Below are 24,595 nucleotides of genomic sequence, written 5' to 3'. Positions count from 1 at the left end.
GGAGCCGGAGAGTCGATTATACCGCTAGTTGTATGAACTGCTGAAACGGACGGAGTCCGGGCGTGAATTGACCTTTGCGGATCATATTGACCAATTCTATGCCTGCCAGGACAGACGCAGCTGAAGCGAAAGACTTGAATCCCAGCATGGGTCTGATCCTTCGTTTGATGAAACGGTGATCTTGTTCAATGATGTTGTTAAGATATTTCCTCCTGACCATTTCGATCGGGATCGGACAACCAAAGTTCTTGAGCATCTTGTTGATTGCCGTGATGCCAGCGGTGTTGGCACCACTTTTGTCGATGACGATCTTGCGTGGTAGACCGTTCACCTCAAGCGCGCGGGCGAAGAACTTCGTCGCAGCGGCTTTATTCCGGCGCTCGGACAACATGAAATCCAGGGTTTTCCCGTGTTTGTCGATGGCCCGATAAAGATAAACCCATTTGCCTTTGACCCGCACATAGGTCTCATCCATTCGCCACGAACGGTCTGCGGGACGCTTTCTGTACCGCGCTACTTCAGCAATGAGGCCGGCATATCGACTGACCCAGCGGTTCAGTGTTGCATGATCCAGATCAACGCCGCGTTCCGCCATGATTTCTTCCAGATCCCGGTATGAAACACCGTAGCGCAGGTAGAAGAAAACCGCGTGCAAGATCACGTCTTTCGGAAAATGTGCGCCCTTAAATGAAATCGTCACGGTCCGCTCCTGCCATGTTCCAGCACGCGTTACCAGAATTGCATTTAATCTGACAGGTTGGGGACGGAGTTTGCGACAGATCCGTTTCAGGGGTATATCATGAGCAATCTATTCTGGCTGAGTGACGAACAGATGGCGCGCCTTCAGCCTTACTTTCCGAAGAGCCATGGCAAGCCGAGGGTTGATGATCGACGTGTTTTGAGCGGGATTATCTTCATTAATCGCAATGGGTTGCGTTGGTCTGATGCGCCTCGCGAATATGGACCACCAAAAACCCTCTACAACCGATGGAAGCGGTGGAGCGATATGGGTGTGTTCGCTCGGATCATGACCGGGCTCGCTGCGGAGGGAACTGATCATAAGACCATCATGATCGCCGCAACCTACCTCAAAGCGCACCGCACGGCCTCCAGCCTGCGGTTGAAAAAGGGCGGCGTGGCAGGCTGATCGGACGCACCAAGGGTGGCATGAATACGAAGTTGCATGCCGTTACCGATAGTCTCGGACGCCCGATACGCTTCTTCATATCCGCAGGGCAGGTCAGCGATTACATGGGGGCCAGAGCTTTGGTGAATAGCCTTCCATCGGCTGATTGGCTACTGGGTGATCGCGGCTATGATGCGGATTGGTTCCGCGAAGCCCTTACAGACAAGGGAATAAAACCCTACATTCCAGGTCGAAAATCGCGCGACAAACCTGTCCGGTACGACAAGCGCCGCTACAAACGCCGTAACAGGATCGAGATTATGTTCGGGCGCCTGAAGGACTGGCGCCGTGTCACCACTCGCTATGACAGGTGCCCGAAGGTCTTCCTCTCGGCCATCGCACTCGCAGCTACAGTCCTGTTCTGGCTGTAATTTAATGAGTCTGGAGCCTAGTTGAAACCAACAAGTATGGTCTGGATATCGGCCATGCGCCGTTTGCCTGTTTCCCGATCTGGGGCTCCTGGGAACAGGGAACCGAGCAGGAAATCCAATTGATCCATTGCTTCTACCCGGCTCACCACTCCCGGCTCCGATGCGCAGCGCAGCCACAGCCCACGGATTGCCAGACCAATCATTTGGGCTACGGCATCTGCTCGGTCAGGTTCAGTGATTTCACGCAACGCAAAAACGAGATTGCTATTCATGCGTTTGGTCAACGCCTGTAGAACCCGGGTGAGCGTCTCGTTACCGGAGGCTTCGGCGCACAGATAGACATAGGCGCGCGTCACTTCGGGCAGGAAAAGAGATTTCGAGAAATTCGCCTCGATCACCGCGTATACCCTTTCCCATGGGGTTTCCGTGCGTTTCAGCAAGGCATCGACTTCTTGCGCGTAGCCGCGTGCGTAATGGCGGAAGGCGGCTTCGATCAGAGCTGTTTTGCTCTCAAAATAGTGCAGCACGTTCGACTTGGACACGCCGGCTTTTTTTGCCACCAGGTCGAACGTCGCATCGGTCACACCGTGCTCGTAGAAAACCTCGATTGCAGCTTCCGCAAATTCCTCGCGTCGTAATTTTTGTATGCGCGTCAAACCCATCCGACTGCCTCCCGAATTCAAAATCTCTTGACTCACTATAGCAAGTAGTCCAACGATATCAAATTTAGACCAAAGATATAAATTTTAGAATACCTGGTCGTTTTAGTGAATGAACCAGACGATCACCATTGGTGATACGAGGTCAGGGGGGAACAGTTCGGCATGAAGAAAGACGTCGTTATTGATTGCCACGGCTTGTGGAAGATTTTTGGAAAGAATGCTGACCGCGCGATAAGCGCCATCCTGAACGACGGACTGAGCAAGGCAGAGATTCAGTCACGGTTCGACAGTGTCGTCGGCGTCAAGGACGCAAGCTTTACAGTCGGCCGCGGCGAGGTGTTCTGCATCATGGGGTTGTCAGGATCAGGCAAGTCGACTCTGATCCGCCACGTGAACCGGTTGATCGAACCCACTGCGGGTCAGTTGTTCATCGAAGGGCAGGACGTGAATGCCCTGTCGGCACGCGACCTGCGCAAGCTCAGAGCCGATAAAATTGGCATGGTTTTTCAGAATATGGCTCTGATGCCGCACCGAAGCGTGCTGGATAATGTCTCCTTCAGTCAGGAAGTGCGCGGCTATGAAAAGAAAGAGCGCCGCGAAAACGCGATGCAGGCGATCGATGCCGTCGACTTGTCCGGTTGGGATCAGAAATACCCCGATGAGCTGTCAGGCGGCATGCAGCAGCGGGTGGGACTTGCTCGTGCTCTCGCCGCCGACCCATCAATCCTGCTGATGGACGAACCCTTCTCGGCACTCGACCCACTGATCAGGCGCCAGTTGCAGGACAAGTTCATGGCGCTGTCGAACGAATTGCACAAGACCACGCTGTTCATAACGCATGATCTGGACGAAGCAATCCGTATCGGTGACCGGATCGCGATCATGAAAGATGGCGAGTTGGTGCAGATTGGCACGCCCGAAGACATCGTTACCAATCCGGTCGACGATTATGTGGCCGACTTCGTCGCGGGCATTTCCAAGCTTGAGCTGATCTCGGCAGGAAAAATAATGGAGCCGGTAAGGGCCTTCGAACAACGCCACGGACCGGTAGATCACGACGTATGGCCCGAGGCGCATCCCGACCACTCGCTCGGCGATCTGGTGAACCTTTCCGTCGCCACCCAGCATCCGGTTCTGGTCAAATCCGACGGCACCGCAATTGGTGTCGTGACAAAAAACGCCCTGCTGCGCGGCATCCAAGGCGACATTGGTGACGACACGCGGGCAGAATACTGAGGGACGATTATGGCAGATGAACAGACTTTCAGCATTCTTGACCCGTTTTCCTCGGTGGATACCGGCTTCGAAGATGCTGCTGATGGCATCAAGACTTGGGCGATTGACAACCGTGACGTGATCCAGCCGTTCAAACGCGCCTTCAATGAAATCATAGTCAGCATCGACAACACTCTCAACGCCATCCCTCCGACAATCATGCTGTTAGTCCTCGTCCTGATTGCCTGGCAAGCGGCAGGGCGCCGGGTTGCAGTTATCGTGGGGGTGTCGATGCTAGCACTTGGCTTCCTGTCGCCTATCAGCTGGGGGCTGGCAATGACGACGCTGGCCATCGTGGCTTCATCGGTTCTGATGTGCTTCATCATCGGCTTGCCTCTCGGTGTGCTGGCGGGCAAGAGCGACCTTTTCGAAACCGCCATTCGCCCCGTGCTGGATACAATGCAAACCATTCCAGCCTTCGTGTACCTTGTGCCCGTCGTCATGCTGATCGGCATCGGAAACGTATCGGGTGTGATCGTGACGGTGATCTTCGCGCTGCCGCCACTGATCCGCCTGACCTCGTTGGGCATACGCGGTGTCAATCAATCGGTCACCGAAGCCGCTCGCGCTTTTGGCGCCAATCCGATGCAGATCTTGTTCAAGGTCGAACTGCCGCTGGCGACCCCGACCATTCTGGCAGGCGTGAACCAGACGATCATGCTGTCACTGTCGATGGTGGTGATCGCTTCGATGATTTCGGTCAAGGGTTTGGGGAACGAAGTCTTGCGCGCCATGGGACGGCTGGATGCTGGCAAGGCGTTGGTGAGTGGGCTGGGCATCGTGATTCTCGCTATCGTGTTGGACCGGATCACGCAGGGCATGGGCCAGTCAGGGCGCGACCGGGGGCATCGCCATTGGTGGCAGGTGGGCCCGATCGGAATCGTGATCAAGATACTTCAGAGACTTCGCCGAGACAGAACCAAGTCCGCGTGAGGCACCGCCGATTTGGGCAACCAGTCGGGCAATCCATCGTAAATATCCAAGAGGAGAGGAAAAACAAATGATCAAAGCAAAGTTATCCGCCGCATTTCTAGCCGGAACCATTCTTGCGGGCACTGCCGTGCAAGCCGCTGACATGCCAGGCGAGGGCGTCACCGTGCGTCCGGTCGTGCAAGCCTATGCCGAGGAATACTTCCAGGCCCGGATCCTGTTCCGCGCGCTTGAAGATCTCGGCTATACCGTTGCCGAACCCGAGGAAGTGGTCGCCCAGACCGCCCATCTGGCGCTTGGCACCGGTGACGCGGATTTCTTCACTGCGCATTGGAACTCGCTGCATACCACGTTCTTCGAAGAATCCGGTGGCGATGAGGTCCTCGAGAGGGTCGGCAACCTTTTGTCCGGGGCACTTCAGGGCTATCTGGTTAGCAAGTCGGCTTTTGATGCCGGCATTCAAAATCTGGGTGACCTCAGGGACCCCGCCAAGGCCGCGATGTTCGATGCCGACGGCGACGGCCTGGCCGATCTGGCGGGCTGTGTGCCCGGATGGGGTTGCGAGCGTGTGATTGAACACCAGCTGACCGAGTTCGGCCTGCGCGACACTGTCGCTCACAATCAGGGCGAGTATAACGCTATCATCGCCGATACAATTGCCCGGGAAGCCAATGGCGAAAACGTGCTTTACTATACCTGGACCCCGTACTGGGTTTCCGGTGTTCTGGTCCCCGGTGAGAATGTCGAATTCCTGGCAGTGCCTTACACATCGCTGCCTGACGGCGGCACGGCCAACACCGAATTCGAAGGTAAGAATCTGGGCTTCGCCGTGGACAGTATCCAGGTTCTGACAACCGATGCATTCCTCGACGCCAATCCGGCTGCCGCAAAACTGTTCGAAGTGGCGTCAATCAACATCAATGACGTGTCGATCCAAAACAAGAAGATCGCCGACGGCGAAGACTCCTCGTCAGACATAGACCGTCACGTTGACGAGTGGATCGAGGCCAATCGCGCCGCCTATGACGGTTGGCTCGAAGCGGCCCGCGCCGCAGCTGAGTAAGCACCTTACGGTGAGCCCTCAGGGCTCACCACCATTTATTGCCGCGTCAGGAAACGAGGATCGGATCCTACCGGCCACAGGATCACTGGAGTTCAACATGAAGAAGTTATTCACCTTTGGTCATCAGGCGGCGCAACGAAACTGGACCGTCGCGGATATGCGAGCCAACAAGGGCAAGCTACAACTTACCGAAGTTACAGCGATGAATGGTGAGCAAGCTTCAAATGCCGCCGACGCGGGAAGCGATACTCTGATTACCCGCTCGCAAATGTTGGCCGAGGTGCGTGCCGCTGCACCAACCACGTTTATCACCGCAGCATTGATGCTGGTAGACTATCCCACCGAGAAGGACGTTTTGGACGGTGCGATGCGGGCGATGGATGAAGGCGCTGACGCTCTCTATACAACGCGCAGCCTGCGCACCATAGAGATGCTGGCCGAGCTTCATTTTCCGGTCATGGGTCATGTCGAGTTGGTGCCCCCTTACAGCACCTGGATCGGTGGGTTGCGCGGCTATGCCAATACAGCTGAAGAAGCGATGATACTGTCGCAACGTTTCCGAGATATGGAAAATGCAGGTGCCTTTGCCGTTGAGGTGGAATTGGTACCCCAGCAAGTCTTAGAAGAGCTCAACAACCGAACCAATCTGATCACCTTTTCCATTGGGTCGGGATCAGGTGGTGATGTTACCTTTCTGTTTTCCGAAGACATCTGTGGCGAAACCGAAGAGCCCCCGCGCCACGCCTATGCATATGGCAATGTCTTGCGACTGCAAAAACAGATTCAGGAAGAGCGCATTGCTGCGCTGCGCAAATTCCAAATCGCCGTAAAGGATCAAAGTTTCCCCTATGCACATGTAACCAACCAGATGAAGCCGGACGAATTACAGGCTTTCCGCACCGCCTTGTCTGAAGAAAAATGAAACCCCTTATCCCGTGAATGGTGCCTATTATGACGACGGAAAGCACAACCACATCGAACAAACCTGAGCCCGAATATACGCTGCCGAGCAACCGGACCTGGAACTTCCACCCCGAGCTCCCCTTGCGTGACGTATCCCCTTTCAACTGGTCGCATGGGCCGATTAGAGCATTGAAAGTGCTTGTTAACTCCTGGCTGCCCATAACCGACCGTCTGATCGTGGTCGGCGTGTCGGTGTTGACCTGGGTTTTCCTATCACCTTCGTTTGAAACGGCTCGGACTTTTGCATTCGACTGGGTGGCAGCTGTCTATCTTCGCAATCTTATTTTGATGCTCCTGCTGGCGGGGGGAATGCACCTTTATCTCTATACGTTCAAACGGCAGAGGAACTACCTTCGCTATGACGCGCGCCCGTTTCACAAGAAGAATGCGCTTTTCACCTTCAACAGCCAGTTCCGCGATAATGTCTTCTGGTCCATCGCCAGTGGTGTCACCATCTGGACCGCGTATGAGGTTGTGGGACTGTGGGCCTATGCCAATGGCTATATGCCTACGCTGACATTCGCCGAAAGCCCGGTATGGTTCGTGCTGTGGTTTGTGTTCCTGCCGATGTATGGTGTGTTCCATTTTTACTGGATTCACCGTGTGCTGCATTGGGGCCCGCTTTATGCCAAGGTTCATGCACTACATCATCGCAATGTCAATGTGGGTCCCTGGTCGGGCATGTCGATGCACCCGGTTGAACATATCGGCTATCTCAGTTCGGTTCTGATCCACGTTGTGCTGGCGTCGCACCCGATCCATTTCATCTTTCAACTGCAACAGAAGGTGCTACTGGCGATCAGTTCGCATGCAGGTTACGAGGCCATCACGACCGGTGAAGGCAGCGACACCGGCTTGAAAGTTGGCGATTTCTTCCACCAGCTGCATCACCGCTATTTCGAATGTAACTACGGGGAACCTGAAGTTCCTTGCGACAAGTGGTTTGGTACGTTTCATGATGGCACCGAGGAAGCGACTGCGGTCACGCGGACGAGAACCAAGCGAATGCGAAAATAGCAAGGACGAGAGCCATTACGCTTGGATATGTGTCTATCAGAAGGAGCGGATGAGTATGGAAATTCCAAAAACAATGCACGCTGTCTTGCTAACAGGCCATGGTGGTCTTGATAAATTAGAATACCACACCGACGTGCTCACTCCGAAACCCATGCCTGGCGAGTTGCTGATCCGAATTGCGGCGGCTGGGGTTAACAACACCGATATCAATACCCGCATCGGCTGGTATTCCAAAGCTGTGGGGGAAGCGACAAATTCGGGTGGAACCGCAGGGTTTGAAAGCGTTGACAATGACGATGCCAGTTGGTCCGGCACACCGTTTTCGTTCCCGCGCATCCAGGGTGCAGATGTTTGCGGCTATGTTGTGACGGTTGGCGACGAGGTAAGTGAAAGCCGCATTGGCGAGCGGGTTTTGGTGCGAAATATGTTGAGAACATATGTCGATTACCGTCCTTATGAGTGCTGGACGATCGGCAGTGAGTGCGACGGCGGCTTTGCCCAGTTCGCAGTGGCACCGGCACGCGAAACTCACGCTGTCAACTGCGACTGGACAGACGCCGAGCTTGCGTCCATTCCTTGCGCCTACTCAACAGCGGAAAACATGTTGTATCGTGCAGGCGTCGGCGCTGAACGGGTGTTGATAACCGGGGCGTCAGGTGGTGTCGGCTCGGCTGCCGTTCAACTTGCAAAGCGGCGCGGCGCCCAGGTGATTGCACTGTCGTCACCCGCAAAAAAGCCTGGGGTTATGGCGCTTGGCGCAGATCAGGTTCTCGACCGCAACGCCGATCTTGTGGCAGAACTGGGCGCAGGATCAATTGATGTTGTGATTGACCTTGTCGCCGGGGAACAGTGGCCATCCTTTCTCGATGTGTTGCGTCGTGGCGGGCGATACGCGACAGCTGGTGCCATCGCCGGCCCGATCGCGCAGATCGATGTGCGAACGCTTTATCTCAAAGACCTGACTCTCATCGGATGTACATTTCAGGAAGATGAAGTGTTTGCCAATTTGCTTTGCTACATCGAAGCTGAAGAAATTCGGCCCGTTGTAGCCAAGACGTATCCGCTCCATGACATCGCCCAGGCCCAAGAGGACTTTCTGAGCAAGAAACATACCGGAAAACTGGTTCTGATCCCACCGAGTATTTCATGATGAAGATCGCTCAACTGCATATCTACCAACATGATCTGCCGATTAAGAACGGCCCGTACACGATGTCCTATGGTGAAGTTTGGGCAGTGGATACAACATTGGTGAAACTCGTCACTGACACCGGTGTCGTCGGATGGGGTGAGACCTGCCCGCTTGGGCCTGTCTATGCCGAGGCCCACGCCATGGGGGCACGTGCAGCCCTATCGGAAATGGCCCCCGGTTTGATCGGAACGGATGTCTTGCCGCTCAGTGTTCATCGACAGATGGACTGCCTGTTGAAGGGGCACACCTACGCCAAGACCGCCATCGATATTGCCGTGCATGACGCTTTGGGAAAATCACTTGGTTTACGCGTCGCTGATCTGTTGGGCGGCGCCCTGACAAATAGTGTGCCCTCTTACTATGCGATCGGGATCGAGACCCCTGATGATGCTGCGCGGATCGCCGCGGAAAAACGCGCAGAAGGTTACCCGCGATTGCAGTTAAAAGTGGGTGCGCAATCGCCAGAGGCCGACATTGAGGTCATTCGCAAGGTTTGGGAAGCTATTGAGGGAAGTGGTATACGGCTTGCGATTGATGCGAACAGGGGGTGGACCACGCGCGATGCAATACACATCAGCAATATGTGCTCCGACATCCCGTTCATCATTGAACAGCCCTGCAATACAAATGACGAATTGCGCCAACTAAGGCCGTTGCTGCGCCATCCGCTTTATATGGATGAGACGTCGTTTGACATAAACACGGTTGTAAATGTCGTTGGGTCCTTGTTGGTGGATGGCTTCGGGCTCAAACTGACAAGACTGGGCGGTTTGCAACCCATGACGACTGCTCGCGATATTTGCGCCGCGAGGAGTTTGCCGCATACATGTGACGAGTTTGGCGGTGATATCATTGCGGCTGCCTGTACGCATTTGGGGGCTACGGTGCACCCTGCATTGTTGGAAGGCGTCTGGCTCGCGGCGCCCTATATCGACGGCCATTACTGCCCCGAGATTTGCTTGGAAGCTATTGGTGGGCACATCAGTCTGCCAGAGGGCCCCGGACTTGGTGTCGTGCCCGATGAAGCGGCATTTGGCGCCCCGGTTATTGAATATTAGATTCCGATCCGGTTTGAGCCCAAGAAGGGCCGGACAAGTAGTTGAGCTTTGCATTTATCAGCAATACCGAATTTGCTGCACTCTGCTTGAATGGCTGAAATCATTGCCGCATTGGTCATGGATGTCCACGCCCGAGCAGAAAGTTTCATTCTGCGAGCGCACGCAGCATAAAAAACGAACTCACAGTAATGGGATGTACCGGCTGCTTCACCCAGCAGGTTAGGCTTTGCCTATTTCTGCAAACAGGAGAAGCAGTCATGAAACCCAAAAGCACTGAAGACGTCGGCGAGATCGCAGTGATTGGCATCGACATCGGAAAAGACACTTTCCATCTGGTCGGCTTTGACCACGCTGGTCAGCGCGTAGTGCGCAAGAAAATTAAGCGGTTGGCGTTGAAGCCGACGTTTGAGAAACTTCCTCACTGCGTCGTTGGCATGGAAGCCTGCATGAGCGCACACTTTGTTAGCCGCATGCTGCGGGAGCTCGGTTTCGAGTCCCGGATCATTCCAGCGATCTATGTGAAGCCATTCAATGACCGTGTTGCACGGATCGATGTTGGGGCGTAGTGACTTCATTCCCCTGCTTTCAGGCGACACGCACATAGGCCGCACGACCGAGCCGGGCCATGCGGTTGAGGGCGTTGGCAGCGATCCGGGTTTCGGTTGTCTGCGTCTCCATTTTGCGGCCGCGCAGGTTAGGCCCGATGACCTCCTTGTAGCGCCCAACCTGAGCGTCGCCACGTGACCTCTGACCGTAACCTGTGGCTTTCTGCCAAGCTATTCGTCCATGCCCGGTGATCATTTTGATATGGGCGTTGCGTGTATTGCAGTCACCTGGGACGGCATTCTTCGGCGGCGGGATGATCAGTTCGGCATCCGATCCCAACGCCTGCCGGATCGTCGCTGTGGTCGGCGCACCATCATAGGCGCCGTCGCCGACGAAACGATTAACAGGGCCTGCCACATCGGCCAGCAATTCGGGCAGAGCACCGGCGTCTCCGACGTGCTCGGTTGTCAAGCAGGAGGCCACAAGCTCCCCACTCTCGGGATCGAAGCCAATGTGCAGTTTGCGCCATGTTTTACGGGCCTTCGGTAGCCCGTGTTTCTCCTGCATCCAGTCTCGACCGCCGTGAACGCGCAGCCCTGTGCTGTCTGCGATCAGCGTCACTGGACCGCTCGTGGACCGAGCATTCGGTGTGATCCGAAGCAATTGTGCGCGTCGGCAGAGGGTGGAAAAATCCGGAACGGGAACGTCGATCTGCATGAGCCGCAGCAGACTGAGTACAAAGCCCTGCGTTTGGCGAAGGGGTAAGCCGAATACGACGCGCAGGGTCAGGCAGGTCTCAATTGCCAGATCAGAATATTGCCGCTGACCACCACGTTTCCCTGACCTTGGGGCGCACCACCCGGATACCGCATCCTCGCTAAACCAGACCGTAACATCACCACGCTGGCGAAGCGCCTTGTTGTACTCAGGCCAATTCGTGACCCGGTACTTGGCCTTCCCAAACTTGTCCCGTCGCGTCGCGTTGTGCTTGAAAGGCATCTCGCCATCCCGCCGTTAAATCAGGCAACTGGCTACGCTGATGAAACGATACGTGCAACACAGTCGGGTCACTACAACAACTCCTAAAAGCCCAATAACCTCATGAGCCAAAGCGGGATTGACAGCAAAGGTTTTCAGCAGTCACCCGATACAGGAAGGCGCTGGCAGCGCGATGGTCCGCGATGCCCTCATATCCGGTTTCCACACACTCTACGGATGCGATACGGTCGCGCCCTTCGCAAAAGGCGTCCGCAATGCCGCCAGACAGCATCGTTTGCGTTGAAGCATCCGCGAGCGCAGCCGCCGCTTCTGCAATAAATACCTCGGCCGCTGATCCCTCTGGCAGGAAAACGAGCCCTGGATTGGTGCATAATTGCCCTGCTCCCATGGTTAGCGAAGCCGCCCAGCCGCGCGCGATATCCGCACCACGAGCGTCAACGCCTCGGGCAGCAGGAACATCGGGTTTACCGACCCCAACTCACCAAAGAGTGGGTTCGGTTCCTCGCGAGCCGCACACAGATCGAACAAAGCGCGTCCACCGCGCTGGGATCCGGTAAAGCCCACGGCCTTGATGAACGGGCTTTGGACCAAGGCACCGCCCATGGCAATACCGCCGTCATGGACAACACCTTCAGATCCTAACGCCGATCATTCTGGATTGGCCCGAACGCAGGTTTGCAGCGGCCGCATTTCGAACGAAACTAAGACCATCTGCCGCCTTCAGGACTAAATATCTGGTCTTGCCGGAAACACGGCCTTGCCAGCCATCACGTAAGATGCTGTTGTAACGGACACGCCTGACCTGGCGACAACATCCTTCTAGCCAAAATACATTCACAGGCAGATAGCTGGCCAGTGCGTCGCAAGTCGGAACGTTTACAGGAAAAATCCGCAGCCGAATTCAAGCGATGTGAGCGGCACAAGAGCGGGACGCCTTCAGACCGTTACCAGGCGGGCAAGCAGGCCATTGTGGGCAGGAATTGTGTCCACGTTGATGATGGCAACAGCAAGCGGCAAGAAACGCCAGAAACCTTCAGCTTGGACTATCTGCATCGTTTTTCGCTGTCCCTCATTCTTGCCTCAACGCAACGCGAAGCCGGTGCGCCGTGTCGCTTAGCAAACCATGTTCATCAAGTTCACGAGCGTCGCTCGATGAAAGTGCAATTACCCCAAGTCTCAAGGACCCGAATTCGCGCTCTACAATGTCCTGCAGTATAAGGAATTCCATCTTGCTGTCACGATCTTGGGCTTCGAAGGTGTTTCCCCCAAACACGCCGCTTGTTGAGACAACGTATTGCCCACCAGCTGACAGCGAACGGAAGCTCAAACCTCTACTTGCCGAATAAGCGATAGCCTGCAATTTTCGGTCGGTCAGAACACCCAAGAAAGACGTCCTGCGAGACTGGATTCTCAAATAGCGCACAGTGGCGGCAGCGAACGGGCTGACATCTCCAAAACCCCAAGCCGAAAACCCAATGCGCCAGCCCAAATCACTGAATGTGATGTCCCCACTTGGCGCTCGGTTCGTGATCCGGAGCTGTTCCAACGTTTCAAATTGCCGGTATGCGGTACTCCTTGGAAGTTTGGCCCGAATGGACACCTGGTTAACACTCGAACCCTTTGCCGCGCTCGCACCATCTAACAGATCGGAAAACCTGGCGACCGCCCGATCATAACTGTTCTGGATTTGGTGGGGGAGCTGGCGATCACTCATCTTTCATTTTCTCACGACAAGAGCGCATCGTCAGGTAGGTCCCACCTCGTGTGATCTTCAGCCCAGATGTCCGCCTTAACGTTTTTTGTCTCATATCCCTTTGTCAGGATGACAGGCGTAGGAGCTTCAATGCGCCGCGTGGTCGATTCACCTCGAAGCAAAGCGATTACTGTATCAATTGCCTTGGCTCCCATCGAAGATGGATAGTCGATCGCACACAGAGGAATCCGGTTTTTTAAGGCAGCTCGATAGATACCGTTGACGTCGCCGCCAGTATGGGGAGGAATTGGTACGCGGGCGCTCAGAAAGGCGTCGATTGACCCCAGCCCCTGGAGGCCGCTATCCGACCAGACTCCATCCGGAATCTGATCAGATCTAGACAGAAGTTCTTCAATAGAGGAACGCCCTCCTTCTCTCGTCCATGTCGTATAGCGGTGAGCAGTGATGGCCACATTGGGCAGTTCTTCAAACACGGACAATGCAGCTTTCAGCCTGCGTTCTGTTGGGCTTGCACCACGCAGGCCAGACAAAAGCCATACGTTCCCTTCGCCCTTCAGATGTTCGGAAAGCCAAATAGCACTGAGCCGCCCAATCAGATCATCTGACGCGGTAACAAAAACGGTGTAGCAATCATCGCGTACAGGCCTGCGGTCCAATGCGACGACAGGCAAGCCACGTTTCATGCATCGACGCAAACTGGACGTCAACTTGCGATTAGTTTGTGGCGATGCACTGATGACCAGAGCGTCGATGCCGAGAGAAACCAACTCTTCAATTTGGCTCGCCTGCTGTTCGGCATCGTCTTCGGCATTCCTGACAATGACGTCCGAAACCCACGGCGAGAGGCGAGCGTGTTTTTCCGTCACACTGCGTTCCAATGCCACGCGCCAAGGGTTTGACCGCGACGCATTGGCGAACCCAATCTTCCATGGTGGCGAGGAGCCGACGGGCGGCAAGGAAACAAGGTCGAAGAGTTGAGGGTGCATTTTCAACCCTTCAGGCGCAGCGATCGTGGTCAGAGGACCGGCGCGCAAAGTTGCGCGATCCTCAACGCGGTCAATTGGCGCGAAAGGCAGATCTCGGCTCGCTGATCCAAGACGGTAGCCGCCCTCCACCTTTTCCAAGTAGCCTCTGTTCGTGAGCGCTGCCAAAAGCGCAAAGCCTGTAGATCGAGCAACTCCACTGCGGGCCAGAATATCCATTGGCTGCAAAGGCCGATTTTTGTGATCAAAAGCGGATAGGATAGCGACAATGCGTTCAATGTTGGGTGAATGTGTCAAAGGGCAGCTCCGTGATAGCCAACACTAGGCCCGATTGATGGGCGGTACAAACACGGAGCTGCGAATTCAGTCTTCGACGGATACCATTTTTCGTACGACGAGTGGCGTCGCCTGAGCGGCCTCCATGCGCGGTGCCCATTCGCTGAACCAGTCCATTGCAAGATGCTGATCCAAGGCTTCGGCAGAAGACCACACTTCGATGATGGTCATTCGCGATGGATTGTCTGCCTCACGCCACAATTCGTATTGTTCGCACCCGGCTTCCTTGCGGGAACGGGTCATGAATTCTTCGCGGAACATCTCCACAAACGTGCCCGCTTCATCTGGCGTTACATCCAGTTCAACAAGTAGTCTCGCTTTTCCCATTAGTCTGCCAGCTCCCAGAAACGTTCGTATTCAGCTTTCAGGGGGTGCAGGTCCTTACGGCTTTCCATGTAGTAACCAACCCATTCAGCAAGGCGGCGACCCGCGCGACGACAGACTTCCTTGGCGGGATCGGCACGAGGTTCCCCCGCGACGACAGCACCGTAATGGAGACTCTCTTTCTTAGCGACGTAGTCAGTGATGCCAAAGACGAAATAGCCCATGTTCATCATCATGATGCTCATCGCCATACATGCCAGCTCGCCGCCCCCACCAAGGCTACCGGCCGAGGTGAAGGGTACGGCGAATTTGCCGTCGGTCTTGAACCAGATATCGGGTGTGCGTTCGTCCCACCATTGCTTCATTTTCCATGAAACGCCACCAAGATGAGTTGGACAACCTATCGCGATGCCGTCGGCCCAGAACACGTCTTCGGTTTCAGCTTCATCGACATGTTTGACGCGGATCTCCATGCCGGAGACTTGTTCGATTCCCTCCTTGACAAAAGGTACGGCGGTTGAAGTGAACTTACGGTCGCTTTCGCTGTCGTAGATAATCAGGATTTTAGCCATTTGGTCCTCCCATTGGTTGCAATTTCAGAAGGAGCGTTTACAGATCATCCATTCAATCCCAATAAACTGTCAGACTTCCCATATTTTGGACTCTCAAGAAAATTCACATGAATACGTAAGGGTTTTGTTGCGAAGTTTTTTGCTGACCGAAGAGATCACGCCGAGCTAACGGGTTAAGCAGCCAGTTCCGCGAACTGTTGAAATGGACAGAGTCCGGGCGTGAGTTGACCGTTGCGGATCATGTGAGCCACTTCGATTCCGCTCAAGGTAGCTGATGCTGATACAAACGACTTGAAACCCAGCATTGGCCGGGTTCGTCGTTTGATAAAACGGTGGTCCTGTTCGACGATGTTATTGAGATATTTCCGCCTCACCATCTCGATCGGGATCGGACAACCAAAGCCTTTGAGCATCTTGTTGATCGCCTTGATGCCGGCAGTATTGGCGCCGCTCTTGTCAATGACGATCTTCCTCGGAAGGCCGTTGACCTCCAGCATCCTGGCGAAGAACTTTGTGGCGGCCGGTTTGTTGCGACGTCGAGAAAGCATGAAATCAAGCGCTTTGCCGTATTTGTCGACGGCTCGGTAAAGGTAAACCCATGATCCCTTTACCTTGATGTAAGTTTCGTCCATTCGCCAAGATCGATCACAAGATCCCTTACGTCTGCGCGCTGCGTCGGCAATAGCGCCTGAGTATCTTGTCACCCAGCGGTTCAGCGTGGTGTGATCAACCGATACACCCCGCTCGGCCATGATTTCTTCCAAATCACGATATGACACGCAGTATCGGACATAGAAGAATACAGCAAAGAGGATGACATCCTTGGGATACTGCGCGCCTTTGAAAGAAATCATGAACAAACTTTCGGTTTGATATTTCCGGAAGTCATTCACCGGCATGTGGACTGAGCGTCAACAGGCTAAAGTTTGCAACAGATCCGGATAACCAACCCGCCGGCTCCATCTATGCTGTTCTCAGAGAATTTTGCGACAGAACCCGCTTTTGTTCCATTTGGCTAACGACGTGTGAACCCCAATTTTTGAACGACGCAAACCCTCTACCCGCTTTACGCTCATAAAACGGCAATTATGATCGTTACCATTAGCGCATTTCCAATTCGCGATTAAGCTCGATAAGCACCTCTTATCAGGTGTGATCTACCTCGCCGAACATCTGGCGCAGACTGGCGATTATGTGACCTTGGCACCTTCCGTTCCATCCTTTGCAAGCGGCAAGCTCAAGCAGTTGCCGGAGACCCTTCGCCAACAAAAACATACTCGCGTCGACCTAAACTTTGTGTTGTTAGGCAGCTACAACATCCCGTGAAACCACCACTTCTGAACAAATGGCTGAAGCCTCGCGCTCTCAAGCCCCTCGTCACGCTCGCCCCGGGACACTGGATCAAACCTAGAAGTCTTGTGGGCAGGAAGCTTTTGTTGGTACCCGCTAGGCTTTTGCGAAAAGACTCAGGCGTCGGTTTGATCCGGCGCCCTTTTTCGAACCTTCGAACAGAATCTTACCCATGGGTAAGATCATCTTCCTCAGGGAGAGCAGCAATCAGAGCAGCAATCGCCGCCTCAAGTTTGCTGCGGTCGACACGCGTAAAGTCCAAATCGTATCGCAACTCAATTCGGCCGCTGGAAGCAGAGCATTTCGCGATCCCTGCCCGCCCAGATACCTGAAACGTGGTCTTTGCACGTCGTGGTTTGCCGGCACTTTCAACGGGAACCTTCTTTGCCACGCCTGTTTCCGGAGCGCCCAGAAAAGATCTGAGAATTGCGACTTCCCGCGCTCCGTCTCGGTCCGGCTCGCTCATGACCGCGTCACTCACCTGGCGCACCAAACCTGGCGTTGCATCCAGTTTGCGCTTCAGCTCTACGCCTACGTTGCGCGGAATTTCGTTCGGATGTTTCAGCACCTTGTCCAACATCATCAGCAAACTGGCAAATGATCTGATGTAACTCCGCTTTGTATAACTGGCAGATTTAAACAGCGTGGAAACCGCCTTGTCTACATCCGGGCAATCATTTGCCGGGTCTTCGGCATACGCGCGTGCGAGAGCGCCCATTTCAGCAAAAGAGATATCCTTGCGGACCAGGTTCTCATCCACCATGCGCCGGTAACTGGTATCGAGATCGCCCGCCTCTGAGATACCCGCCGGAATTCTGCCGTAGAACTCATCGCCCGTTTCTTCATACAAGGCCCGATAGGCTGACAGGCGTCGCATTCCCTGGATCAATTCAAATCGACCATCTGAACGACGCTCAAGTCGGATCGGGTTGGACAATCCGATTTCCCGGATTGACGCCTTTAGTTCGTCCAGTTCAGGATCCGGTCCCGGCTTGCGATCCCGCGTCAGCTTTTCAAAAAGGATGTCAGCCAATGCCACGCGCTCCGTTACCAGACCTTCGGACCGCAGGCGAACCAGTTCATGCGCAAGGCGATCATTCTCTGCACGAATTGATTCTTCCGTCGATTGCTGGTCGCGCAGCGCATCGGCATTTTCCGAAATGGCCGCAGCCATCGGGCCGCGCCGCTTTTCAAGAACCTTGTCCGGAACCTTGCCGACAGGAATATCATCCATTGCAGGTAGGTCGATATCAAACATTCTGCGCTTACGGCTCATGCGTCATCCTCCAGCTTGTCCCAGGCAGACAGCATCACACCCCGGAATTCCTCGTAAACATTATCAAAAGTCGAACGCGCCCGGCGCCAGGTTTCCCGGGTCATCTCGCGATAATCCATTTCGTAGACTGAGCTCAGAAAGCGGCCCGATTGTTCAACCGCGCGGGTCATTTCAACCGGATGCTGTGCTACGTGGTCCCCGAAAACTTTCTGAAAGGCATCAAACATCGCCAGATGCAACGCGTTGCCGGGCTCGTACCGCGTGAGCAGGAACCGCAACTCGCAGAACGTTTTGGGAAGGCCGATCTTACCCGTGGGTAAGGTTTTGTCGAACCCGTAAGCCAGATCCTCTAAAGCTTCGGCCAGCTGACCGATAAAGGATGTGGTCGAATCATATTCCCAATACCCTGGGCCGGACGGGATATACAACATGTCCGCTGCGAACACCGCGTTCATTGACTGATATCCAATGGCAGGAGGGCAATCGAACAGAATCAGGTCATAGGCATCATCAGGGATTTGATCCAGATAGCGGGACACCGCAGCAAAGAAAGACCATTCTGGGTTCAGATGGCGATATTGCGCCGAGGCGAACTCGACGAAGGCAGCGTTCGCACAGGATGGTATTGCATCGATGGTGGACCATGATGTCTTTCTGATGAAATCGCTGATCCGCAGGTCACCAAGCCCCATATCCGTAATCGCCGGCGGCAACTCCCGGTGGGGTAGGGCGGTTCCAGACTCCGCGGCTGCGGGCCGGTTGTTCATACGTTCCGTCTCGCGGATCAGGTCACGCGCCATGATCCCCCAGACAGTATAGTCTTCGGCCACATCGGTCAGACCCATCGAATGGCTCAACGTTGCCTGAGGGTCGAAGTCCACGACGAGAACGCGATAACCATCAAGCGCGGCCGCATGAGCAAGATGCAACGCTACGGTCGACTTGCCCGCACCGCCTTTGAAGTTTGCCACAGCCGCACGAATGGCACGTTTACCCTCGGGACGAGGTGGCATAAGGGACTTGCGATTCACTTTGAGCCGCCGTCGCAACTCATTCACTTCTTCCAGGCTAAACCAGCGCTGCCGTCCCTCGGGCTCAACTTCGCCACCAGGCAGAGATGGATCAGCGGCAAGCTTTCCGCGAAAAGTTGACTGGTTGACCCGGAAGATCAGCTCGGAAACCTCCCAGCTCGAGAACCGGCGGAGTGTCTTCTCCATCTCGGGGCTAAAAGTCTGCTGACGAATCCACCCCTGTAGTTTGAGAGATTGATTGCGCAATGCATTCAGGTCTTCGTGCGTGTACATGCCTCATGTCTCTTTGCTTGGAACGTAAATTTCTGTTCATTTGTTATTTACGCCTGATTTGCGCTTTACGCAAAAGAAAATATGATGAAACTACAATCTTACCCACGGGTAAGAAAACAAGGGCCTACAAGCCTGAATCCGATTCGGGCGGTCGAAAGTTGTAGGGCGACGATTCGCATGGAACCCTCAACCGCATTTAGGGGGGCAATTGTCCTGAAACGGCGACATATAGGGGGACATAATACAAGAATAAGGGGACACCTTGAATGTCCCCCCTCACCAATACTTCACCAGATTTCTTTTATTTTTTGATTTGGATTGGCGCAAGTTTCTGACCGTTTTCAGACTCTTCTTGACAGAATCGAAGCTTTGGACGCTAATTAGGCCAAGATGACGAAAAGCGTTGGCAAACAGCGCAAGATAGACGGGGCACACCCGTCCGAGGCAGACAGAGCGGTGAGAACGGGTATGCAGCTGGCTAAACCGGTCGGGCGAAATGCGGCGGCCTTAAAATACGATATATTATCGGCGCTCACCATTTACGCGTTGTCAGGCGACAAGCATCGACAGCGAAGTATACTGCGCATCATCGCCTTGATAACGACCCGATATAACTGGCGGAACAATGAATTATCGATTGGGCGTGAAGAAATTTCGCGCCTGTGGGCAGTGAACGAAAGGACCGTAAAGCGCGAAATGGCCAATTTTCGCGCATTAGGCTGGGTAACGGTAAAACGGCCTGCTGCACGGGGTCGGGTCGCTGTCTACGAAATCGACCTTAAACAGATCATGATTGATACGCAGGAGGTCTGGCCGATCATAGGACCCGATTTCCAGACCCGGATGAGTGAAGATTCCGAGCCCGTTACAAATGTCGTGCCTTTCGCGGCAAAGCCCGTGGGACCTGAAGTTGCGGCTGAAGATGTCTGGTCACAGGTGCAATCGATTCTCCACGGGCGTGATCCCGAGCTGTGGGCGAGCTGGTTTCGACACCTGTCCGAGGCGGAAAGGGCAGGGGGAAGCGTCACCCTGGTTGCGCCCTCGCGGTTTATGGCTGACTACATTGCACAGAAATGGACGGCGCGATTGCTGGCCGCTTACAGTCGCGTTGATCCCAGTATCAGAACGGTTCGTATAGAAGCGGCCGATTAAGGGCGGCGGGCACGAAGCCCACCCGAACAAAGGATGAGTCATGATCAACCGGAGTTTTCAGCCTTTTCTGGTCGAACAGTTCCTATCCGACACAGAGCACGGAGTGGTCTTCAATTTCTCGGAAAGCGGCGTACACCCTATGTCGCTCCAGGGATTGATGGATCTGGCACAGATTGATCTCGATACTCTGCTGACCACGATGATCGATTACCCGCAAGTCAATGGAAAGCAATCCCTGCGCGAAACCATCGCAGATTTTTACCCGGGGGCTTCTCCGGATGGGGTAATGGTCACGGTCGGGGCAACCGAAGCGAACACTCTGGTCACCAATACGGTGTTAGGGCCCGGCGACAATGTTGTGTGTTTTCGACCGACCTATGAGCAGATTTCAGGAAACGCCGCCAATCGTGGAAACGAGGTGCGCTGGGTCGATCTGATCGAATCCGCAGGGTGGGGCATTGACGCCGAGGCGCTTGAGCGGGCCGTCGATGACCGGACCCGCATCATTCATGTGGTCAATCCGAACAATCCAACGGGCCGAATTCTGGGCGAAGCGGACCGCGCGCGTATCGTGTCGGCAGCCGAGCGAGTCGGCGCCTGGATTGTTTCGGACGAGGTATATGCTGGAACCGAGCGGGAAGGAGATACTGAAACGCCCTCCTTCTGGGGGAGTACGGACAGGGTTCTTGTGGTGAACTCCATGTCCAAGGCCTATGGACTTCCGGGTCTGAGGCTGGGTTGGCTTGTGGGGCCGGAAGATATTATTCAGCAATGCTGGCGGCGGCACGAATATGCTTCGATCGCGGCATCCATGTTGTCGATGGAACTGGCGGACAAGGCACTTGCCGAACCAGCGCGATCCAAACTGAAAGCCCGCGCGCGCCGTCTGATCCGCACGGGGTTTGACGTTCTGACGGAAGAACTGGCGCGGCATCAGGGGGTGTTTTCGGTTGTACCACCTCAGGCGTCGGCCATGTCGTTCGTGCGGTTCAATCTACCGATCGCATCGGAGGAGTTCAGCATGCGCCTGTTGCGCGAGAAAGACGTGCTGGTCATTCCGGGGTCGCGGTTCGGGGTCGAGAACCATTTTCGGTTCAGCTCGGCCCTGCCCGAAGATCATTTGCGGGACGGGCTGGCAAAGTTGAATGATATTACAGGAGACATTCTGAACGGAGGCTAAGGGGTTGCCGTCGAATTTATGCGAGTGGTTCGATGACATTTCTTTTGCCTTTTTCATTCGTGTCGATAGATTTCGCAAATGGAAGATTCACCTGTTCTTTCCGCCGAAAAACCGCCTCTGGATCAACTGGTCGGGTCAGCAGTTAAGACTCACCGGACGCTGACAGGGTTGACTCTGGCCGAACTGTCTCAGCGGTCCGGTGTATCCACGGCGATGATTTCCAAGATCGAGCGCGGTCAGGTGTCTGCTTCACTGGCGACGCTTGAGGCCCTGGCAGGAGGAATTGGCGTTCCCCTGATCAACTTTTTCGCCGGTACGGTCGAACGCACGGACGTGTCATTTGTGGCCGCAGGCGAAGGCGTAACCGTTCAACGGTTGGGCAGCGGTTTTGGGCACAGTTACAAGCTGATCGGTCGGGCGGAAGCAAAACATGTCAGTTTCGAGAGTTTCAGCGTTACATTGGAAGGCCCGTTGGACGAACGTCCGCTTTACCAACACCAGGGTGTCGAATTCATCCATGTTACAGCTGGTGAGATGGTCTATGGTTGCGGTGAAGCGGCTTATCATATGCGTCCGGGCGACAGCCTGAGTTTTGATTCAAATGCCACCCACGGGCCGATCGAGTTGAAAACAGACAAGGTCAGCTTTGTCACCGTAGTTTCCAAAGCCGTGTCGGGCGACAATTGAAAACGCCCGGCAACAGGGCCGGGCGTTCGGGGAACAAAGCAATGTGAAAAGGGTCAGAGACCCCATTTCTTGCGATTTGCTTCGAAAAACCCTTGTGCCTTTTTCACTTCGATCCAGTTGTTCACATAGTTTATCCAGACCTGATCCGCCTGCGGCAGGATCATCGCGATGGGCGACGGCGAACGGGGGCCCGCGTTTTTGACGCGTACTATGGGAAACTTTTCCTCCAGGGTCGAACCTTCGATGTTCGACGTGATGAACACGTCGGCCCGACCGGCGATTACTTCCTGAAAACCGCGGGCCGGCGCCTCGACCACCTTGATCTCAGCATTCGGGAACCACTCGCGGACTCGTTTTTCGAATGTGGTGCCCAAAGTCGTTGCAACCGTCACTCCGGGTTGGTTGATCGAGTCATAACCGTCGAATTTGTCGGCCTTATCCTTCGTCGTGTATGGGAAGAGCTCCACTGAAATATAGCTGTCGGAAAAGCCCGCGACCTTCATACGCGGTGGCGAAATCGAAGCTGACCCGGTCAGGTGATACTTGCCTGCCACCACACCGTTGACCAGTGTTTTCCAGTCTGTAGGGACATATTCGACCTCAACACCCAGATCGGCGGCCAGCTCGTTCATGATGTCGATGTCATACCCCTTGTAGCTGTTGGTTGCAGGGTCGCGGAGGGACATGGGGTTCCAATCGCCCGTGGTGCCAACCTTGAGCACGCCGGAATCCAGCACCTCGTTTAGTGCAGATTGCGCGTTGGCAGCGCCTGACAATACAAGCCCAAGCGCAGCGGCTGCCGCAGCTTTCCAAAAAGTGTTCATAGGTTTCTCCCGTTGGTGGCGTTTCGACCTTGTGGCCGTATTCTTCATTGATTTAAGCCCAAAGGGAAAGATAACCTCAAGAAAATATTATACTGGGACTAAAACAGGGGCAGCTCAGCTTATGCCAGACGCCGCAATCGAACTTGTGGGCGTGAACAAGTGGTTCGACACGTTTCACGTTCTCAAAGATATCAATCTGACAGTTAACAGCGGCGAAAAGGTGGTGATCTGCGGACCGTCCGGGTCAGGAAAATCCACTGTTGTGCGATGTATCAACCAGTTGGAAAAGCACCAGAAAGGAACCATTCGCGTAGATGGGATCGAGTTGACGGATGAGGCAAAATCCGTGGCCAGAATCCGGTCCGAGGTCGGCATGGTGTTCCAGCAATTCAACCTGTTCCCTCATCTGACCGTGTTGGAGAACCTGACATTGGGCCCGGTCAAAGCGCGCGGTCTCAGCCGCAAAGAGGCAGAGGAAAAAGCACGTCATTATCTGGATCGGGTGCATATTCCCGATCAGGCCGAAAAAAAGCCCATTCAGTTGTCGGGCGGTCAGCAGCAACGCGTCGCCATAGCGCGATCCCTGTGCATGGAGCCGCGCGTCTTGTTGTTTGATGAACCCACTTCGGCGCTGGACCCCGAGATGATTTCGGAAGTGCTGGATGTGATGGTCGAACTGGCGAATGAGGGCATGACCATGGTGGTTGTCACGCACGAGATGGGATTTGCCCGCAAGGTGGCGGACAAGATGATCTTCATGGATGCAGGCGAAATTGTCGAGGAAGGCAACCCCGAACATTTCTTCACGGCACCTCAATCCGAACGGTGCCGCCAATTCCTCAGCCAGATTTTGCAGCACTGAGTTGAGCCGATGAAAAAAACCCTTCTGATTCTTCCACTTTTTCTGCTGGCAGGATGTTCGTCGTCCCAGACCTGGGGCTGGTACGTGATCGATCCGACCACAGAGTCGGGTTGGACCAATGTGAAATTCTTGATCTCGGGCATGGGCGCGACGATCCAGATTTCGTTGATCGCCGCCGTTATTTCGATCGCCATCGGGCTGCTGGTCGCCTTGCCGGGGTTGTCCGAGAAACGCGGCTGGCGGATGCTTAACCGAATTTACGTGGAGTTCATCCGCGCCATCCCTCTGCTGCCGATGTTGTTTTGGGTGTTTTACGGCTTGCCGATCGTGTTTCAGTCCATGGGGGTGAACATCCCCATTGATCCCTTTTGGGGTGCGATCCTTACGTTGGCGATTTCTGACAGTGCCTTTACTGCCGAAATCTACCGCGCGGGGATTCAGTCCATTGCCCGAGGCCAGCGCGAGGCGGCGCAAACCATTGGGCTGAACTATGTGCAGACCATGCGCTACGTGATCCTGCCACAGGCAATCCGGCGTATTCTGCCGCCGCTGGCAAACCAGTTCATCTACATCGTCAAGATGAGCGCCTTCGCCAGCGTCATCGGGATGCAGGAACTGACCCGCCGCGCGAATGAGTTGGTGGTGACGGAATACCGCCCGCTGGAAATCTATACCCTGCTGATTTTCGAGTATCTGATCCTGGTTCTGATCATCTCAGCCGGGGTGCGCTGGCTGGAGCGTCGTATGGGCGCGGACGAGCGCGGATAAG

The 24,595-nt window shown here is 54.8% G+C and carries 24 protein-coding genes and 2 pseudogenes; 14 read left to right on the top strand and 12 right to left on the bottom strand.

Annotated elements, in window-relative coordinates:
- Positions 1-16: 16 nt before the first annotated feature.
- Complete coding sequence (locus AC2FEB_RS10870) at positions 17-700, bottom strand: IS6 family transposase (RefSeq protein ID WP_496677608.1); 684 nt, start codon at positions 698-700, stop codon at positions 17-19.
- A 99-nt stretch (positions 701-799) separates the two neighbouring features.
- Here AC2FEB_RS10870 and AC2FEB_RS10865 point away from each other — a divergent pair.
- A protein-coding gene (locus AC2FEB_RS10865; protein ID WP_496884038.1) for an IS5 family transposase occupies positions 800-1,557 on the top strand; the annotation gives its coding sequence in 2 pieces (ribosomal slippage) (positions 800-1,136 and positions 1,136-1,557; 759 coding nt in all).
- Between the two features lie 17 nt (positions 1,558-1,574).
- Here AC2FEB_RS10865 and betI read toward each other — a convergent pair.
- Positions 1,575-2,219 (bottom strand): transcriptional regulator BetI, encoded by a 645-nt coding sequence (gene betI / locus AC2FEB_RS10860; protein WP_496884037.1) that lies wholly within the window; start codon positions 2,217-2,219, stop codon positions 1,575-1,577.
- 162 nt (positions 2,220-2,381) lie between these two features.
- Between betI and AC2FEB_RS10855 the strand changes: the two genes are divergently transcribed.
- The 8 genes and pseudogenes from AC2FEB_RS10855 to AC2FEB_RS10820 all read left to right on the top strand — a co-directional run.
- Positions 2,382-3,455 (top strand): quaternary amine ABC transporter ATP-binding protein, encoded by a 1,074-nt coding sequence (locus AC2FEB_RS10855; protein WP_496884036.1) that lies wholly within the window; start codon positions 2,382-2,384, stop codon positions 3,453-3,455.
- A 9-nt stretch (positions 3,456-3,464) separates the two neighbouring features.
- Positions 3,465-4,427: an ABC transporter permease gene (locus tag AC2FEB_RS10850; protein ID WP_496884035.1), complete on the top strand. Its 963-nt coding sequence runs from the start codon at positions 3,465-3,467 to the stop codon at positions 4,425-4,427.
- 67 nt (positions 4,428-4,494) lie between these two features.
- Positions 4,495-5,487, top strand: coding sequence for a glycine betaine/L-proline ABC transporter substrate-binding protein ProX (gene proX, locus AC2FEB_RS10845; protein WP_496673171.1), 993 nt, complete (start codon positions 4,495-4,497; stop codon positions 5,485-5,487).
- Positions 5,488-5,584: 97 nt separating this feature from the next.
- The gene (locus AC2FEB_RS10840; protein WP_496884034.1) at positions 5,585-6,409 is read left to right on the top strand and encodes a 3-methyl-2-oxobutanoate hydroxymethyltransferase; all 825 of its coding nucleotides are present in this window, start codon (positions 5,585-5,587) and stop codon (positions 6,407-6,409) included.
- A 29-nt stretch (positions 6,410-6,438) separates the two neighbouring features.
- Positions 6,439-7,467 carry a sterol desaturase family protein gene (locus tag AC2FEB_RS10835; protein ID WP_496884033.1) on the top strand — a complete coding sequence of 343 codons (1,029 nt, stop codon included), beginning with the start codon at positions 6,439-6,441 and terminating at the stop codon, positions 7,465-7,467.
- 55 nt (positions 7,468-7,522) lie between these two features.
- Positions 7,523-8,617: an alcohol dehydrogenase family protein gene (locus AC2FEB_RS10830; protein WP_496884032.1), complete on the top strand. Its 1,095-nt coding sequence runs from the start codon at positions 7,523-7,525 to the stop codon at positions 8,615-8,617.
- Positions 8,614-9,717, top strand: a complete 1,104-nt coding sequence (locus AC2FEB_RS10825) for a mandelate racemase/muconate lactonizing enzyme family protein (protein ID WP_496673182.1) — start codon at positions 8,614-8,616, stop codon at positions 9,715-9,717. The genes AC2FEB_RS10830 and AC2FEB_RS10825 overlap by 4 nt, the downstream gene beginning before the upstream one ends.
- Positions 9,718-9,974: 257 nt before the next feature.
- Positions 9,975-10,250, top strand: a pseudogene (locus AC2FEB_RS10820) (IS110 family transposase); the annotation flags it as partial.
- A 52-nt stretch (positions 10,251-10,302) separates the two neighbouring features.
- Here the strand turns inward: AC2FEB_RS10820 and AC2FEB_RS10815 are convergent.
- From AC2FEB_RS10815 to AC2FEB_RS10775, 9 genes and pseudogenes are all read right to left on the bottom strand, one after another.
- Complete coding sequence (locus tag AC2FEB_RS10815; protein ID WP_496884031.1) at positions 10,303-11,262, bottom strand: IS5 family transposase; 960 nt, start codon at positions 11,260-11,262, stop codon at positions 10,303-10,305.
- A gap of 390 nt (positions 11,263-11,652) precedes the next feature.
- A pseudogene (locus AC2FEB_RS10810) lies at positions 11,653-11,877 on the bottom strand (hypothetical protein); the annotation flags it as partial.
- A 454-nt stretch (positions 11,878-12,331) separates the two neighbouring features.
- The gene (locus AC2FEB_RS10805; protein ID WP_496884030.1) at positions 12,332-12,976 is read right to left on the bottom strand and encodes an IclR family transcriptional regulator; all 645 of its coding nucleotides are present in this window, start codon (positions 12,974-12,976) and stop codon (positions 12,332-12,334) included.
- Between the two features lie 11 nt (positions 12,977-12,987).
- The gene (locus AC2FEB_RS10800; RefSeq protein WP_496884029.1) at positions 12,988-14,256 is read right to left on the bottom strand and encodes a substrate-binding domain-containing protein; all 1,269 of its coding nucleotides are present in this window, start codon (positions 14,254-14,256) and stop codon (positions 12,988-12,990) included.
- Between the two features lie 66 nt (positions 14,257-14,322).
- Entirely contained in the window at positions 14,323-14,622 is a 300-nt protein-coding gene (locus AC2FEB_RS10795; protein ID WP_496884028.1) for a putative quinol monooxygenase, read from the bottom strand.
- Complete coding sequence (locus AC2FEB_RS10790; protein ID WP_298852728.1) at positions 14,622-15,191, bottom strand: flavodoxin family protein; 570 nt, start codon at positions 15,189-15,191, stop codon at positions 14,622-14,624. Before AC2FEB_RS10790 ends, AC2FEB_RS10795 begins: the two co-directional genes overlap by 1 nt.
- Positions 15,192-15,364: 173 nt before the next feature.
- Entirely contained in the window at positions 15,365-16,045 is a 681-nt protein-coding gene (locus AC2FEB_RS10785) for an IS6 family transposase (protein WP_496884060.1), read from the bottom strand.
- Positions 16,046-16,707: 662 nt separating this feature from the next.
- Complete coding sequence (locus AC2FEB_RS10780; protein ID WP_496672561.1) at positions 16,708-17,817, bottom strand: ParB/RepB/Spo0J family partition protein; 1,110 nt, start codon at positions 17,815-17,817, stop codon at positions 16,708-16,710.
- Positions 17,814-19,121 carry an AAA family ATPase gene (locus tag AC2FEB_RS10775; protein ID WP_117873962.1) on the bottom strand — a complete coding sequence of 436 codons (1,308 nt, stop codon included), beginning with the start codon at positions 19,119-19,121 and terminating at the stop codon, positions 17,814-17,816. The genes AC2FEB_RS10780 and AC2FEB_RS10775 overlap by 4 nt, the downstream gene beginning before the upstream one ends.
- Positions 19,122-19,817: 696 nt before the next feature.
- Here AC2FEB_RS10775 and AC2FEB_RS10770 point away from each other — a divergent pair.
- The 3 genes from AC2FEB_RS10770 to AC2FEB_RS10760 all read left to right on the top strand — a co-directional run bounded on the left by AC2FEB_RS10770 (position 19,818) and on the right by AC2FEB_RS10760 (position 22,140).
- A complete protein-coding gene (locus AC2FEB_RS10770; RefSeq protein WP_496818349.1) occupies positions 19,818-20,273 on the top strand; it encodes a DnaA N-terminal domain-containing protein in 456 nt (151 codons plus the stop codon).
- Positions 20,274-20,313: 40 nt separating this feature from the next.
- The gene (locus AC2FEB_RS10765; RefSeq protein ID WP_496672567.1) at positions 20,314-21,453 is read left to right on the top strand and encodes an aminotransferase class I/II-fold pyridoxal phosphate-dependent enzyme; all 1,140 of its coding nucleotides are present in this window, start codon (positions 20,314-20,316) and stop codon (positions 21,451-21,453) included.
- Positions 21,454-21,531: 78 nt separating this feature from the next.
- Complete coding sequence (locus AC2FEB_RS10760) at positions 21,532-22,140, top strand: helix-turn-helix domain-containing protein (protein WP_117873956.1); 609 nt, start codon at positions 21,532-21,534, stop codon at positions 22,138-22,140.
- Positions 22,141-22,193: 53 nt separating this feature from the next.
- Here AC2FEB_RS10760 and AC2FEB_RS10755 read toward each other — a convergent pair whose 3' ends face one another.
- Entirely contained in the window at positions 22,194-22,964 is a 771-nt protein-coding gene (locus AC2FEB_RS10755) for a transporter substrate-binding domain-containing protein (protein ID WP_117873954.1), read from the bottom strand.
- 121 nt (positions 22,965-23,085) lie between these two features.
- On the opposite strand from AC2FEB_RS10755, the gene AC2FEB_RS10750 reads away from it, so the two are divergent.
- Both AC2FEB_RS10750 and AC2FEB_RS10745 read left to right on the top strand, forming a co-directional pair.
- Positions 23,086-23,826 (top strand): amino acid ABC transporter ATP-binding protein, encoded by a 741-nt coding sequence (locus tag AC2FEB_RS10750; protein ID WP_117873952.1) that lies wholly within the window; start codon positions 23,086-23,088, stop codon positions 23,824-23,826.
- A 9-nt stretch (positions 23,827-23,835) separates the two neighbouring features.
- Positions 23,836-24,594 carry an amino acid ABC transporter permease gene (locus tag AC2FEB_RS10745; RefSeq protein WP_496672572.1) on the top strand — a complete coding sequence of 253 codons (759 nt, stop codon included), beginning with the start codon at positions 23,836-23,838 and terminating at the stop codon, positions 24,592-24,594.
- Position 24,595: the final 1 nt, after the last annotated feature.

This window comes from Ruegeria sp. YTSC106 (genome assembly GCF_059609765.1).
Note: the sequence above shows the minus strand (reverse complement) of the source record. Positions and strands in the feature narration are given on the sequence as shown.

Bases quoted from the DNA above. Each gene is read 5' to 3' on its own strand.
- AC2FEB_RS10835 (WP_496884033.1), top strand. From the start codon at position 6,439: ATGACGACGGAAAGCACAACCACATCGAACAAACCTGAGCCCGAATAT.
- AC2FEB_RS10850 (WP_496884035.1), top strand. From the start codon at position 3,465: ATGGCAGATGAACAGACTTTCAGCATTCTTGACCCGTTTTCCTCGGTG.
- AC2FEB_RS10760 (WP_117873956.1), top strand. From the start codon at position 21,532: ATGGAAGATTCACCTGTTCTTTCCGCCGAAAAACCGCCTCTGGATCAA.
- AC2FEB_RS10750 (WP_117873952.1), top strand. From the start codon at position 23,086: ATGCCAGACGCCGCAATCGAACTTGTGGGCGTGAACAAGTGGTTCGAC.
- AC2FEB_RS10745 (WP_496672572.1), top strand. From the start codon at position 23,836: ATGAAAAAAACCCTTCTGATTCTTCCACTTTTTCTGCTGGCAGGATGT.
- AC2FEB_RS10755 (WP_117873954.1), bottom strand. From the start codon at position 22,964: ATGAACACTTTTTGGAAAGCTGCGGCAGCCGCTGCGCTTGGGCTTGTA.
- AC2FEB_RS10855 (WP_496884036.1), top strand. From the start codon at position 2,382: ATGAAGAAAGACGTCGTTATTGATTGCCACGGCTTGTGGAAGATTTTT.
- AC2FEB_RS10765 (WP_496672567.1), top strand. From the start codon at position 20,314: ATGATCAACCGGAGTTTTCAGCCTTTTCTGGTCGAACAGTTCCTATCC.
- AC2FEB_RS10830 (WP_496884032.1), top strand. From the start codon at position 7,523: ATGGAAATTCCAAAAACAATGCACGCTGTCTTGCTAACAGGCCATGGT.
- AC2FEB_RS10805 (WP_496884030.1), bottom strand. From the start codon at position 12,976: ATGAGTGATCGCCAGCTCCCCCACCAAATCCAGAACAGTTATGATCGG.
- AC2FEB_RS10770 (WP_496818349.1), top strand. From the start codon at position 19,818: ATGGCCAATTTTCGCGCATTAGGCTGGGTAACGGTAAAACGGCCTGCT.
- AC2FEB_RS10780 (WP_496672561.1), bottom strand. From the start codon at position 17,817: ATGAGCCGTAAGCGCAGAATGTTTGATATCGACCTACCTGCAATGGAT.
- AC2FEB_RS10825 (WP_496673182.1), top strand. From the start codon at position 8,614: ATGATGAAGATCGCTCAACTGCATATCTACCAACATGATCTGCCGATT.
- AC2FEB_RS10790 (WP_298852728.1), bottom strand. From the start codon at position 15,191: ATGGCTAAAATCCTGATTATCTACGACAGCGAAAGCGACCGTAAGTTC.
- AC2FEB_RS10775 (WP_117873962.1), bottom strand. From the start codon at position 19,121: ATGTACACGCACGAAGACCTGAATGCATTGCGCAATCAATCTCTCAAA.
- proX (WP_496673171.1), top strand. From the start codon at position 4,495: ATGATCAAAGCAAAGTTATCCGCCGCATTTCTAGCCGGAACCATTCTT.
- AC2FEB_RS10815 (WP_496884031.1), bottom strand. From the start codon at position 11,262: ATGCCTTTCAAGCACAACGCGACGCGACGGGACAAGTTTGGGAAGGCC.
- AC2FEB_RS10795 (WP_496884028.1), bottom strand. From the start codon at position 14,622: ATGGGAAAAGCGAGACTACTTGTTGAACTGGATGTAACGCCAGATGAA.
- AC2FEB_RS10840 (WP_496884034.1), top strand. From the start codon at position 5,585: ATGAAGAAGTTATTCACCTTTGGTCATCAGGCGGCGCAACGAAACTGG.
- AC2FEB_RS10785 (WP_496884060.1), bottom strand. From the start codon at position 16,045: ATGATTTCTTTCAAAGGCGCGCAGTATCCCAAGGATGTCATCCTCTTT.
- betI (WP_496884037.1), bottom strand. From the start codon at position 2,219: ATGGGTTTGACGCGCATACAAAAATTACGACGCGAGGAATTTGCGGAA.